Genomic DNA, 13,508 nt, shown 5'->3' with positions numbered 1-13,508 from the left:
GAATTTTATTTTTTTATCCAGTAGTATATTATCTTGCATTAGTTAATAAGTGATACAAGATATTGTGCTTATTAAAATAAAAATATATTTTAAATTTCATTTTTATTAATGTTATTTTTAGTGAGGAGAATTCGATGACAAAGAAAGGCTTAACAAAATATTTATCAATTGGTGCAGTAACTACTGCAGCATTATTTTTAGCAGCTTGTTCAAATCAAAAGAGCACTACATCTGCTAAAAATAGTAAGACAGAAATTACTATGTGGCACGCAATGAATGGTGCACAACAAAAAACTTTGAAACAATTGACTAATAAATTTGAAAAAGAAAATCCTAACATCAAAGTTAAGCTAGAAAATCAAGGTAATTACCCTCAGTTACAAGGGAAAATTACTTCTACTCAACAAAATCCTAATAACTTACCAACAATGACTCAAGCTTATCCTGGTTGGCTTTATCAAGCTGCTCAAAATAAGATGTTGGTCAATTTGACTCCATACATTAATAATTCAACTTATGGTTGGGGTTCAGTAGCCAAATCTAATATTCGTCCTGAATTAATGAAGGGTGCGCAAATTAATGGCGTTCAATATGGTATTCCCTTCAACAAATCTATCGAAGTCTTGACTTATAACAAGACCTTACTTAAGAAATATGGTTTAAAGGTACCTAAAACAATGGCAGAACTTAAGTCTGTTTCTAAAGCAATTTATGAAAAGTCCAACCATAAAATTGTTGGTGCTGGTTTTGATAACTTAGCCAACTACTATGTTCTAGGTCTCAAGAATGAAGGACAAACTTTTGGTCGTTCAATCAAGTTAGATTCGGCTGCCTCTAAGAAAGTTATTAATTTCTACGCAGATGGCGTACGCAATGGCTACTTTAGAACTGCTGGTAGTGAACGTTACCTCTCCGGCCCTTTTGCTAATGAAAAAGTCGCAATGTACATCGGTACTTCAGCTGGTGAAAGCTACACTAAGATGGGTGTAGGCAACAAGTTTACGTACGGCGTTGCTCCTCGTCCCGGTGAATACACTATTTCTCAAGGGACTGATCTTTATGTCTTTAACCATGCTTCAAAAGCACAAAAAAATGCTGCCATGAAATATATGAAGTTTTTGACTAGCAAATCTAGCCAATTAACTTGGGCTAATGAGACTGGCTATATTCCTGTTAACGATAATGTCTTAAATAGTAAGGAATACTTATACAGCAAGATGAAATTGCCAAGTGTCTTAAAGGATTCAATGAAGCATCTCTACAGTGTTCCTGTAGCTAAGAATTCTGACTCTGCTTATAATGGTATGAATCAAATTATGGAAAATATTTTAATTGCTGCAAATAAGCATCAAAATGTTAATGCTCAAATTAAGGCTGGTCAACAAAAATTAGATAGCGCTTGGCGTCAATAATGATATTAAAAAAGCATCCCCCCTTCTCTATTTTGATTAGGGATGCTTTTTTGCATTTGCAAGAGTTGAATTTAATTTAAGCACTCACATAGAGTGCGACCGCAATATTTAGTACTAGGATAAAATCCAATCCTAAATATTTGGCTTCATCAACTATTATACTATGTCAAAAATATATAAAGAAGAGTTAACACATAAAATACAAAACAAAATCAGTGCGAAACTCCCACATTTTTATGTTCACATAGGGTTCGCACTGATTTTTTTCTTAACTCAAATCTTTCTTAGTAACTGCCAAATGTGCCTTATCATTGATAAAGACCCAGATTGGCAAATCTATTCCTGTTGAATCAGTCAAATTATTTACAATTTCACTGATAAAAAGCTGGACCATTTTCTTAGGCGGTTCAGTAAAGTCTCTTCTTTGCGGCGTGTACCATAAACCTGTGATTGGCTTTTTAGTTTGTCGATCGAAAATACAATTCAGGGTTTCATCATATTGATCAAATGAGGCCTTGTAGACTATATGTAATGGATGATGTGCCAAATTCTCGACTAACTGATAACGCATATCGTCCGCAATTCTTCCTTTACTAATCATCATTAAACTGGTAACTGGACCATTTTCTTTTTCAAATTTTTGCAACTTGCCTTGTTTGACTAGCTTCTTTTCAACTGAAATAAAACTATCAGAATCAACTAACATCGTTTTTCCTTCTCTCTACTATCTATTATAAGCAAGCTGTCAATTACTTTACATAATTTTGCTTATTATGCAAAAAAAGAAGCCATGACCTGAAAATCATGACTTCTCGCGAATTCCTCGTCCGTAAATCGAAATCTTCACGAACATTTTCACCTTAACACAATTAATTATACTAGTCTAATTAATTTTAATTACTAAAGCTTCATATGGCTTCAATGAGATATTCTCTCTTAGTTTGCCATCTTGTGCAGAATAATTGCTCAATACGAGTTGATAATTCTTATTTTGATATTGTTCAGGCAATGGTGCTACATGATCAGTACCATAGAAATTAGTGAAAACTAATATTTTTTTAGCTTCATCCTTCAAAAAACGTTCATAGGCAAAAATTTGTGGATCATCTTTTAAAAACATTCTAATATGGCCATCAGAAATCAGTTGTTCGTGCTTACGCAACTTGATCAATTTTTGATAGTAAGCAAAAATTTCACCCTCGTGTAATTCTTTTTCAACATTAATTCTATCTTGATCTGTTGGTAAAAGCCATGGCTTTGATTCACTAAAGCCAGCAAATTTACTATCATCCCAGTGCATCGGCACACGAGAGTTATCTCGTGCTTTAGTTTTTACTATTGCAAATGCTTCATCATCGCTTATTCCCTTTTGTTTCAATGCCGCAAAAGCATTTTTAGCTTCAACATCTACATAATCATGAATTGAAGAATAATGTGGATCCATCATTCCTATTTCTTCGCCCATATAAATGTAAGGAGTTCCGCGCATACAATGTGTCGCAGTAGCAAGCATTTCGGCAGATTTCTCTCGATATTTACCAGTATCACCAAAACGGTTAAGGGCCCACGGCTGGTCATGATTGTTCCAGAACAAAGCATTCCAACCGCCACCTTGATCCATTTTTTCTTGCCATTCGGTAAATAAGTGCTTTAATTTCATGAAATCAAACGGCTCTTTAGACCACTTTTCACCATTTTTATAATCGACTTTTAAATGATGGAAAGTAAAGACCATGGACAATTCATGCTCACTCGGCTTAGAGTACTCAATCGAATTAGCAATAGTAGTTGAAGACATTTCACCCACCGTAATTGAGTCAGGATCTTGACCAAAAGTAGAGCGATTCATTTCTTTTAAATATTGATGCACTACTGCTGTATCAGTATAAAGACTCTTTTCCTGACTTGGATCACCAGTTGAATCAACTAACTTTTCATCCTTACCGGTCACGTTAATTACGTCAAAACGGAAACCATGTACTCCCTTTGAACGCCAGAAGTTAATTACTTTGAACAATTCTTGACGAACTTCTGGGTTATGCCAATCGAGATCTGCCTGAGTTGGATCATATAAATGTAGGTAATAATAATCCGTATCACCAAATTTTGCCCAAGCTGGTCCACCAAACTTACTTTGCCAATTATTAGGCAAGGAGCCGTCAGGCTTAGCTTTCCTTAAATAAAAGAATTTGCGGTACTTTTCGTCTCCTGCCAAAGCTTTTTCAACCCGGCCCATCCTACTCAACTAAATAGTTTCTATACTTTCCTAATTGCCAGTGCTGTTTCAATTATAGTTTCATTTATTGCAGTTTGGGTATGGGGATATAATGACAACATGACTATGGGTAAAAAAGTAGCCAAGAAGCAACGCCCAGGTTCAGCTAAATAAAAATTTAGAGCAAAATAAAGCGATGAATCACCCACAAAGGTAAATTCATCGTTTTTTGTCTTATTTAAGCAGCATTAGCAATCCGTTGTGCCTCAATTAATTCAGCTTTTCTGATATCACGAGGCAAGAACTGCCGAATATCTTCTTCATTATAGCCCACCTGCATCCGATGGTCGTCTGCAATAATAGGTCTCTTTAATAATCCTGGATTCTGAGTAATTAAATCAACCATTTTAGACAATGACAAGTCTTCATTCAACTTATTCTTTAATTGTTTGAAAGACTGTGAACGAGTAGATAAAATATCCTCAGTTCCATTTTCAGTTAAAGACAACAGATGAAGGACATCTTCTTTAGATAATTCCTTAAAGACGTTCTTTTCCTTGAAAGAAAGATGATATTTGTTAAGCCATGCTCTCGCCTTACGTGAAGATGCACTACTTGTTGACATATAAAGAGTAATCATACAATACGCCTCTTTCTAAAAAAACTCGTTAACTTCTCGTACATTAGTTCTATTGTACAACTTACTTTTTGATAGTGCAAGCTATTTTTACAAAAAAATTGTAGAAAATAGTATACTTACCTTACTGAAAGAAGGAATTTGATGAATTTTAAAACACCAATTGCCGAACAAATGAGGCCGCAAACACTGGCGGATATGGTAGGCCAAAGTGAGTTGCTGGGACCAGGAAAGGCTTTAAGAAATATTATCAAGCAGCATGTTAATATTTCTTTACTTCTCTGGGGGCCTCCTGGTACCGGAAAGACAAGCTTAGCTCAAATTATTGCTAAAGAGAACGATTATCCCTTTGCTTCCTTTAATGCTTCAATTGATAATAAAGCACAGTTGAACAACATTATTAATGCTTATAAGTATCAGACCTTCGTTCTTTTAATTGATGAAATCCACCGTATGACCAAAAATCTACAAGATTTTTTATTACCTCATTTAGAAAATGGTCACGTTTTACTTGTTGGCTCTACCACTGAAAATCCAATTATGTCGATTGTGCCAGCTGTGCGGTCACGTTGTCAAATCTTTGAGTTCAATCCTCTAACAGAAGACGATATTGCAGCTGTTTTGAACAAGGCATGTACTAAGGTCCTTAAATTAGTAGATCACCAAGTTGAAAAAAATTCGTTAAATTTGATAGCAGCCGCAGCTGATGGCGACCTACGAATTGCTTTAAACATTTTAGAGACTGTTCATGCACTTAATCCTAAAAAGATCACCTTAGCAAATGTTAAATCGGTTACTAAGCAGCAATTCTTTAGCTATGATAAGAAAGCCACTAAACATTACGATTATTTAGCTGCATATTCTGACTCTATGGCTGGCTCTGACACAGATGCTGCACTTTATTATCTTGCTATTTTGCTAAAAAATGGAGATTTAGCTTCGGTTGTACGGCGTCTGCGTGAGATTCCATATACTTATATTGGCTTAGCTAATCCGCAACAAGTAACTCAAATTGTTACTGCAGCTAATCAAGCTGAAAAGATAGGAATGCCTAAAGCTAAATATCCACTAATGTTTGCAACAATGTTAATGTGTATTTCGCCAAAATCAGGAGCATTTGAGGAAATTTGGGAAAGACTTGATCAAGATAGTGATCATCCCAATCGGTATCCCATGCCTAATAGTTTGCGTGACTTTCATTATAAACACGCTAAAGAAATCACGGGAGCTGGCCTAGCTGAGTCACCTTTTCAAGCTCCGCATCAAATCGCCAAGCAAAATTATATGCCCAAGGGACTCAAAGGCAAACAATATTATTTCCCAAAAGACAATCAAAATGAACGCAGATTATATGAGCAATACCTAAAATTACATCGTTATATTTACGGCGAAGATTATCAAAAATAAAGGACAGCAATGCAATTGAGCATCCCTGTCCTTTTTGGTTAGATTATAAATGAAGAAAATTGGTTTATTAATTGCTTCTACGAGAGAAGATTCTCGTCCAGCCACCTATATGGTAGTTCTATTTAAGTTATTTGTTAAATGCTAATCGAAAAAACTTTACGTACTTTTTACGTATTTTATTACCAATAATAACAAAAAAGCAGCGGCGCAAATACAGCGTCACTGCAATATGTAGCAAGATTATCAATGAAGAAAACGGTATTTATCACTTCTAAGGAGGAAGGATATTTCATCTAGCCACTTATATCCTAATGCTACAGTATTAATTTGTTAAATAAAACGGCTATTAAATCTACCAATATTTTTCTAGTGGCTTTTCATTCCTACCAGTGCGAGTTTGACGCAAATGTTCAGTCACAATATTAGTCAACACTTCGGCTAATTTATCAATCTGCTCAACAGTCACATATTCGTATCGGCCATGATAATTGCCACCACCATTAAATAAGTTAGGTGTAGGAATTCCTTTAGGCGAAATAAAGTTTCCATCAGTTCCACCTCTAAAGGATTGTACATTTGGCTTTAGTCCAGACTTGCGATAAGCATCAAGAGCCAGATTTACAATATATGGCTTGTCCTTAATATAGTTGTAGATATTTTCATATTGCTCACGAATATTTACAGTAAATCTATTGCCATACTTTTTGTTCATCTTTTTAACTAGATCGCGAATAAACTGTTCTTTACGGTTATATTCACTTTGATCAAAATCACGAATAATCATGCTAATATCGGCATGATCAACATTGCTTTGAGCATGTAGAACCAAGAAATAACCATCATGATTACGTGACTTTTCAGGCACTTGATCCTGAGGTAAATTAGACAAAAAATCATTCATCAAAGTTGTTGCGTTAACCATCAGACCATATGCTTCACCAGGGTGAACTACAGTCCCTTTAATATGGATCGTAATCTCTGACGCATTAAAGGTATCGTATTCAAAATCTCCTGGCCGCCCATTGTCTAATGTATAAGCGAATTCTACATTAGGAAAATCAGCTGGATCAAAATATTGACCACCACAGCCAATTTCTTCGTCTGGACCAAAAGCAACAAAAACATCACCGTGTTCAATTTCAGGATGTTCAGTTAAATATTTAAGCATTGCTAATGCCCCAGTGATTCCAGCCTTATCATCAACTCCTAGCAAAGTATGACCATCAGAAGTAATTAAGGTTTGTCCTTTTAGATTTAATAAGTCTGGAAACTCAGTTGGATCAAGAACAATATTATCTTTCTCATCTAGGATAATTTTCTGACCATCATAATTTTCGTGAATTTGTGGCTTAATATTAACTGCGTTAAAGTCTGCAGTATCCACGTGAGCAAAGAAGCCAATAGGCGTTACCTTTTCTGCTGTGTTTGCACTTAACTTTCCAATTGCAAAAGCTGTTTTTTCATTATAGTAAGCATCAAGCCCAAGCTCTTTCATTTCCTTTACTAGTTCCTTGGCCAGCTCAACTTGGCCAGGTGAGGAAGGAATCTGATCATGATGTTCATAATATGAGCGAGTATTCTTTTTAGCTAACTGAATAAACCGTTTTTCTTCATAATCTAAATTATAAAAACTCATTAATATTGCCTCTTACACTAATTCCATCGTATCACTTGAAACTGGCTCAGACTTGGGGTCTGACCACCACGGCTCTTTAACTGTTTTGATAATTTTAAAACCATGCTTTGCATACAGCGCTTTAGCTGCTATATTTGCGCTAAAGACTTCTAGCCTAATCGGCCGTCTAATATTTGGTAACACTGAAGCTAACAAATGATCACCAATACCACGTCGTTGAAATTGAGGATCAATATAAAAATAAGCTAAATTATGTGGCTTATACGCAGCAAAGCCAGCAAATTCATTATTAACTTCTACAATCCTAATCTCAGAATCAAAGAAATTATACCAGTATGGTGCTTCCTTAAACGGAATAAAATATTTCTCCACTCCGCCTATTTTCATTTCTTGCAAACGAGCCGCATCATGAACCCGGCACAAATCTTCGTAATCTAAACTTTGAAAACATCTAGTTCTTACTTGCATAATTTACTCCTTTAGGTGAAAGAGTTAATAAATTTTTATTTTTCTTTAATTATACAGAAGTGAATTATACATTTAAAGATTTTAGTTCCAATTCAACCAGTCTTCATCAAAAAACTTAACTTTTTCTTCCTGTGATTCTAATTCCTCTTGTTGCATCATAGCTATTATCATCTCATCTTTCTATTTTCAGACCATTAGTTCGTATAGAAATTATATCAAACAAAGGTTCATCTTTCTACTCTTTTTCAAAAAAATATTAATTGAGTTAGTAATAGATGTGAATTACCTATATTTTTATCCACAATCGCGATAATATCGGGCTTCAGAGCCATGTTTCACGTTTATTGTTTACATTTAGCTGTTTTTCCAAGTAATCAAATAGCTTTTCACCTTATAAAAATTGTTTCATAAAAAAGGATCCAACTTAATGGATCCCTTAAACATGTTATTCGTAAATAATTACAGGTTCGCCCTTTTTAATATTGTTCCAAACGCTTCGAATCTCACTTGGTTTAACATTAACACAACCATGTGAGCCACCCTTTAGGTAAGCGGTCTTGCTCCAATCAGTCCGCCAAGAGGCATCGTGAAAACCACAGCCACTTAAGGTAAATGGCATCCAATACTTAACTGGAGAAGCATAACTTGAACCATCATCATTGGTCCCGCGCAATGTACTTGGTGATTCCTTATAGTGGATATACCACACCCCACGCGGAGTTTGATCACCCTTAGAACCTTCCATAGTACCGGTAACAACATCACGAAGATGAACGGCCAGTTTACCCTTTTTGATCAACCATACTTCTTGCTTTTTCAATGATACAACAGCATAAGTATCACCAATCTCTTTATTTGAATAACCATAGCCGTGAGGATAAGTGCTGTAGCCTAAACCGTAAAGTGCATCTGCACCATCAAAGTTTTTTTGGCCTTTGGCAAATGCTTCGAGAAGTAAGCGTTGCGTCTTTTTAACATAAACGCCCCAACCCCAAGTCTTATTCTTTACCGTTATCGTTTTGCCTTTAACTTTATTGCCCTTTGGCACTGTAAATTTATAGCTCTTGTGTAATGTTGAAACTTCTTTATCAATTTGATTTAACTTAGTCGTTAATTTACTAGTATCACCAAATTGATAGCGATTATCTCGATAAGTCACATTATTCAATAAATCTTTGGCCTTTAATTGATAATTTTTGCCATTAATTTTATAAGTAATCTCTGCTTTGCTTAAGTCAGTTAGTTTCTTTTTAGCTGTAGCTAAATTACTAGTAGTAAACTTATAAGTCTGAGTCGATGGAGTTTTAGTTTGTTGCTTCTTAAAAAAGGCCTTTGTCTCGGACTCATCTAATGATTGGACTGTAGTGTTATAGCTATAAACCAGTTCGTTATTTTTTAACTCAACTTGATTTTTAGCTTTTTGGTTAACTTTAGCCATTGCCTTAGTAACGGTTAGCTTTCCTACTTTAACTCCATCGATTGTAACATTAGGGTTAAAGTGAGTTTTAGCATATTTTTCTGCTGCAGCTTGTGTTGCCACACGGTGATTATGAATGCCAAAACCCGCGATTACCCCAACGATAATTAAAACTGCAATCGTTAAAATAATAATATTGTTTCGTTTATTCTTTTTCTTTAGGTCTTCGTTCATACTATCCTACCTTTTATGTCAGTAATAATATCTTTAATATAGCACCTTGCAGATTTCGTGTAAAATCTATTGATTTATCTAACCTTTTTTATAATTAGACGACTAGCATCCCGCAAAGCAAAATATAAAATTGGTGTACAAATTGCAGTAGAAATTGAATTGATTACAGTTGCAGACAAACTAACAAAGGCTCCAACTAACGCTACTTTAAAGCTCGTCCCCACCATTAAAGCTTCAACAATCGAAACGCAATAAGTAGTGAATATCTTAGTTACCCCTGCAATAATACCTAAAATAATAATATTTCTTTTACTATCTTGATAGTGCATTCCTCGATAAACTGCTGTCAAAACCGAAGCCACTACTACTACCTCAAGCATAGTTAACCATGATGTTGCGGCATAGCCATTTAACAAATCAAAACCACCTAGACCAATAATTCCCGCAATCATGCCATTACGATAACCTAAATATAAAATTGCTACAGCAGTTAGCGTATTTCCAAAATGAATAAATGGGCGTCCTACCATAGCAGGAACGGGGATTCTTAACACCCAGATCCCAATATAAATAATTGCCGCAAAAAGTCCCGTTAAAACTAAAGCTTGTAAAGAATTCTTGTTTTCTCTAAATATCTGCATTATTAATTATTACTCCATCTCTTCAGTAAATCTGGTAAAGCTGCTGCATAATTTGGTCCTAGACGTGAATCTTGCTTGGGTGTTTCCCTGATTGCTTGTGCAACAAAATCGGCCGCAATTGAACACGCTTTTTCTAAATTTTCTTTATGCATTACAGCAGCAAAAAATGCACTTGCAAACAAATCTCCCGTACCAAAATAATTACCTGGGAGTTTTTTCTGAATTAAAGACCAACTATGATCGGCTGTAATTCCAACTTCCGCAATTTTTTCCTTATTAAGTGAAATACCGGTAATTATGACATTCGGGACACCAAATTGACTAGATAATTCAGCCGCAAATTCTGTTGCTGTTTTCAATGAATTACTAGTTGCCTTTTTGCCTAATAAAAATGCTGCTTCTGTCATATTCGGCGTTAAAATCGTAGCCGACTTAACTAGATTTCGCATCTTTATTACATAGTTTTCATCAATGCCACGATAAAGTTGACCGTGATCACCCATTACTGGATCAATCAAGATCAATTTATTTTTTTGTTTAAAATAGCTAATCTTTTCTGTCCAAAAATCTAATGCACTTTTGCCCAAATAGCCTAAGTATACAGCTGAAAAATCAAAACCAACCTTTTGCCAATGGGCCATAATCTTAGCCATTTCATTATTCAAACTTAAAAAAGTATTCTCACCAAAGCCACCCGTATGTGTAGACAAAATTGCAGTAGGCAATACGGTCGGGCTCAAGCCACATGCTCCTAAAACGGGTAAAGCTGCACTAAGTGATACTTGACCAGCACAAGATAAATCTTGGCTAACTAATACGCCACCATTAACCATCTTTTTTACTCCAATCAAAAAAATCCTGCTTTAAGCTTAACATGAAGTTTAAAGCAGGAAAAATTTTATTTTGCGCTAAATGTATTAGCCTTGATATGATTCAAAATTTGATAACCAATTTGTTTATTTCTGTTTTCATCATTTTGAGTTTGATTTAAGAACATAATCAAACCATTTTGATTATCTGTAGTCATCTGAATCCAGTTACCAAAGTGAGTATTATATAAGTTACCATATGCTAACTTCAAGTTATCATTATTTTTCATATATAAACCACCTGAATAACCATTTGATGAACGTGATGTTAAATGAGTCATATAATCAAAGTCTGTTCGACTCAAAATTTGCCCATTGGTTAAACCAAGTTGAATACGGTAATAGTCCATTGGAGCTGAGAACAAATTACCAGCACCTACCAATTGAGAAGCTTGAGTCTTTTTAACATATTGAGCCCATTGGTAATTCTTTTGATTCCAGGTATATGAGATACCATCCGTCATCCCGGCTGGAATATCTTCCAAGAAATAAGTTCGCTTTAAGCCAAGCTTATTAATAATTCGTTCCTGCACATTTTGCTTGTAGCTTTGTCCAGTTTCTTGACGTATAATTCCAGCTAACAAAATATAGTTGGTATTATTGTATGAAAAATTACCAGGTTGATTTTGCGTAGTTGAGTTTAGCTTATTAACAACCCAATTAATTGCATCAGCTTCTGAATAAACACGTCCTCTATTTACTTCAGTATCAGCTGCTGTCAATCCAGAAGTATGCGTCATCAAGTTGCCGACGGTAATATTATCAGCACCTTTTAAATTAGGATACCACTTAGAGATCTTAGTATACTGTGTAAACTTCCCTGCAGAAATTAATTGAGTGATAATTGCGCCGGTAATTACTTTTTGCAAAGAACAAACAGGATAAACTACCTTACTGTTTCCCGCACCTAATCGCTTGCCATAATAACCGTAACCATAAGAAATTTGTTGTGGTTGTCCATCTTTTACTATAACTACGGTACCACGAGCATAATAACTAGCTAATGTATTTCTAACAAAGCTCCGCATTTCAGTTTTGTTATAACTTGCTGCCTGAACTGTCGAGCTATTGGCATTAGCAATTGCCATTCCAACAGGCATTGAAGCAGCTATAGTTAACCAAATGGTTGATTTGATTAATGTTTTTTTTAAATTAATACGTTTCGTTTTAAATTCCCCCAGCAATGTTATGTAAATTCTATCCATAATATTAGCATTTATTTTTTTCATTGGGGTTACAATTTTGATAAAGAATCAATGAGAACGTATACATTTTCTTTTTCTAATATGGATAATTATTTAAATGGTCTTGATCAGTAATCTGACGTATTACTTTAGCCGGTACCCCTAGTGCCAATGAATTATCTGGAATATCTTTAGTAACTACCGATCCAGCTCCAATAACACAATTTTTACCAATTTTTACGCCGGGACAAACAGTAACATTGCTGGCTAACCAACAATTATCGCCAACAGTGATAGCTGCTCCATATTCAATATCGGCTATTTTTCCGTCTGATTGCTTGCGAGCATTTCTTTGAGTTGGCAACAAAGGATGCAATGGAGTCGCAAATGTTACGTTAGGTCCACACATTACATTATTTCCAATTGTTACGGGACAAGTATCCAAAATAGTCAAATTGAAATTAGAATAAAAATTATCTCCTAAGTGTGTAAATTGGCCATAATCCACTTCAATTGGTCCTTGTAAATATACATTTTGACCATGATTCGGAAAAAGACGATCGATAATTGCTTTCCGTTCTACCTCATCTTCATCAGTAGTCATGTTGTAATCACGTGATAAGCGATGAGCTAAACTGGAAATCTTTTTCAGTTCTTCAGTATCTGGGCGATATGGTTTGCCTGCCAACATTTTTTTAGTATTTTCTTCCATCGATAAAGCCTACTTTCTAATTTAATCGCTTACTTAAATAAATCATGTCTACTAGCTGATGTCCAGCTTCAAAAATCGGATGATCATAATTTTTTACAAAAAATCTTTGATCTTACCTGAGCGTTTAAAACCACATTTTTCATAAAAAGGAATAGTTAAGGGGCTATCACCCGTTCCAACTTGCAAAATTTGATATTTATTTTGATACTTCTTAGCAATAAAATTAATCAAATGTTTAGCATACCCTTTACCTTGATCTTCTGGATAAGTGGCTATATTTTTTATTTCTACTGTATTACCATTTTCAACCGTAATAACACATTCAGATCTAACTTTTCCTTTATCAATCAAGATATACATAATTCCACGTTCTAAATAGCGATCAATCATACTCTCTTGTTCATCAGCTAACAAAAGTAAGTCTATATACTGCTTCTTATTAGATTTTATCTCTTTAATTTCCATGATTATTTTCCAATTAATTTAAAATTTTTCTCTTTCTACTCATATTCTAGAGACTGTAAAATAGTTTGTGTAAGGATGAATGATTCCTTAAATTTATTTCTTTAAACATTAGAAAAAGGAGTTCCTTTCTCGTATGATTGGTTTGAACAAAAAAACACATACAGAAAGAAGAACTCCTTCATGAATGATTTTACCAAAGATTTTGCTCAAG

11 protein-coding genes and 3 pseudogenes are annotated in these 13,508 nt (G+C 34.8%); 3 read left to right on the top strand and 11 right to left on the bottom strand.

What is annotated here, in order from left to right; translation table 11 throughout:
• The first annotated feature begins 134 nt into the window (after positions 1-134).
• Positions 135-1,412, top strand: coding sequence for an extracellular solute-binding protein (locus CP366_RS03700; protein ID WP_089147914.1), 1,278 nt, complete (start codon positions 135-137; stop codon positions 1,410-1,412).
• A gap of 268 nt (positions 1,413-1,680) precedes the next feature.
• On the opposite strand, the gene CP366_RS03695 is transcribed toward CP366_RS03700, so the two are convergent.
• Positions 1,681-2,118 carry a hypothetical protein gene (locus CP366_RS03695; RefSeq protein ID WP_023488760.1) on the bottom strand — a complete coding sequence of 146 codons (438 nt, stop codon included), beginning with the start codon at positions 2,116-2,118 and terminating at the stop codon, positions 1,681-1,683.
• A gap of 177 nt (positions 2,119-2,295) precedes the next feature.
• A pseudogene (locus tag CP366_RS03690) lies at positions 2,296-3,636 on the bottom strand (alpha-amylase family glycosyl hydrolase); the annotation flags it as partial.
• On the opposite strand from CP366_RS03690, the pseudogene CP366_RS11120 reads away from it, so the two are divergent.
• Positions 3,616-3,801: pseudogene (locus tag CP366_RS11120) on the top strand (hypothetical protein); the annotation flags it as partial. The pseudogenes CP366_RS03690 and CP366_RS11120 sit on opposite strands and share 21 nt — an antisense overlap.
• A gap of 64 nt (positions 3,802-3,865) precedes the next feature.
• Here CP366_RS11120 and spx read toward each other — a convergent pair.
• Entirely contained in the window at positions 3,866-4,267 is a 402-nt protein-coding gene (gene spx, locus CP366_RS03685; protein WP_023488757.1) for a transcriptional regulator Spx, read from the bottom strand.
• Positions 4,268-4,408: 141 nt separating this feature from the next.
• On the opposite strand from spx, the gene CP366_RS03680 reads away from it, so the two are divergent.
• A complete protein-coding gene (locus CP366_RS03680; protein WP_089147912.1) occupies positions 4,409-5,671 on the top strand; it encodes a replication-associated recombination protein A in 1,263 nt (420 codons plus the stop codon).
• A 352-nt stretch (positions 5,672-6,023) separates the two neighbouring features.
• On the opposite strand, the gene pepT is transcribed toward CP366_RS03680, so the two are convergent.
• From pepT to CP366_RS03640, 8 genes and pseudogenes are all read right to left on the bottom strand, one after another.
• Positions 6,024-7,307: a peptidase T gene (gene pepT, locus CP366_RS03675; protein ID WP_005723045.1), complete on the bottom strand. Its 1,284-nt coding sequence runs from the start codon at positions 7,305-7,307 to the stop codon at positions 6,024-6,026.
• 12 nt (positions 7,308-7,319) lie between these two features.
• The gene (locus CP366_RS03670; protein WP_089143509.1) at positions 7,320-7,775 is read right to left on the bottom strand and encodes a GNAT family N-acetyltransferase; all 456 of its coding nucleotides are present in this window, start codon (positions 7,773-7,775) and stop codon (positions 7,320-7,322) included.
• A 445-nt stretch (positions 7,776-8,220) separates the two neighbouring features.
• Positions 8,221-9,426: a L,D-transpeptidase family protein gene (locus CP366_RS03665; RefSeq protein WP_013086342.1), complete on the bottom strand. Its 1,206-nt coding sequence runs from the start codon at positions 9,424-9,426 to the stop codon at positions 8,221-8,223.
• Positions 9,427-9,500: 74 nt separating this feature from the next.
• Complete coding sequence (locus CP366_RS03660; protein ID WP_089147911.1) at positions 9,501-10,067, bottom strand: ECF transporter S component; 567 nt, start codon at positions 10,065-10,067, stop codon at positions 9,501-9,503.
• Positions 10,068-10,069: 2 nt separating this feature from the next.
• The gene (locus CP366_RS03655) at positions 10,070-10,900 is read right to left on the bottom strand and encodes a pyridoxamine kinase (protein ID WP_089147946.1); all 831 of its coding nucleotides are present in this window, start codon (positions 10,898-10,900) and stop codon (positions 10,070-10,072) included.
• 65 nt (positions 10,901-10,965) lie between these two features.
• Positions 10,966-12,036 (bottom strand): serine hydrolase, encoded by a 1,071-nt coding sequence (locus CP366_RS03650; RefSeq protein WP_005722311.1) that lies wholly within the window; start codon positions 12,034-12,036, stop codon positions 10,966-10,968.
• A 181-nt stretch (positions 12,037-12,217) separates the two neighbouring features.
• Entirely contained in the window at positions 12,218-12,832 is a 615-nt protein-coding gene (locus tag CP366_RS03645) for a sugar O-acetyltransferase (protein WP_005719579.1), read from the bottom strand.
• A 16-nt stretch (positions 12,833-12,848) separates the two neighbouring features.
• A pseudogene (locus CP366_RS03640) lies at positions 12,849-13,297 on the bottom strand (GNAT family N-acetyltransferase).
• Positions 13,298-13,508 lie beyond the last annotated feature (211 nt).

The sequence above is a fragment of the Lactobacillus sp. UMNPBX15 genome (assembly GCF_002553785.1).
Classification (GTDB): domain Bacteria; phylum Bacillota; class Bacilli; order Lactobacillales; family Lactobacillaceae; genus Lactobacillus; species Lactobacillus crispatus.
Note: the sequence above shows the minus strand (reverse complement) of the source record. Positions and strands in the feature narration are given on the sequence as shown.

Bases quoted from the DNA above. Each gene is read 5' to 3' on its own strand.
- CP366_RS03700 (WP_089147914.1), top strand. From the start codon at position 135: ATGACAAAGAAAGGCTTAACAAAATATTTATCAATTGGTGCAGTAACT.
- CP366_RS03695 (WP_023488760.1), bottom strand. From the start codon at position 2,118: ATGTTAGTTGATTCTGATAGTTTTATTTCAGTTGAAAAGAAGCTAGTC.
- spx (WP_023488757.1), bottom strand. From the start codon at position 4,267: ATGATTACTCTTTATATGTCAACAAGTAGTGCATCTTCACGTAAGGCG.
- CP366_RS03680 (WP_089147912.1), top strand. From the start codon at position 4,409: ATGAATTTTAAAACACCAATTGCCGAACAAATGAGGCCGCAAACACTG.
- pepT (WP_005723045.1), bottom strand. From the start codon at position 7,307: ATGAGTTTTTATAATTTAGATTATGAAGAAAAACGGTTTATTCAGTTA.
- CP366_RS03670 (WP_089143509.1), bottom strand. From the start codon at position 7,775: ATGCAAGTAAGAACTAGATGTTTTCAAAGTTTAGATTACGAAGATTTG.
- CP366_RS03665 (WP_013086342.1), bottom strand. From the start codon at position 9,426: ATGAACGAAGACCTAAAGAAAAAGAATAAACGAAACAATATTATTATT.
- CP366_RS03660 (WP_089147911.1), bottom strand. From the start codon at position 10,067: ATGCAGATATTTAGAGAAAACAAGAATTCTTTACAAGCTTTAGTTTTA.
- CP366_RS03655 (WP_089147946.1), bottom strand. From the start codon at position 10,900: ATGGTTAATGGTGGCGTATTAGTTAGCCAAGATTTATCTTGTGCTGGT.
- CP366_RS03650 (WP_005722311.1), bottom strand. From the start codon at position 12,036: ATGCCTGTTGGAATGGCAATTGCTAATGCCAATAGCTCGACAGTTCAG.
- CP366_RS03645 (WP_005719579.1), bottom strand. From the start codon at position 12,832: ATGGAAGAAAATACTAAAAAAATGTTGGCAGGCAAACCATATCGCCCA.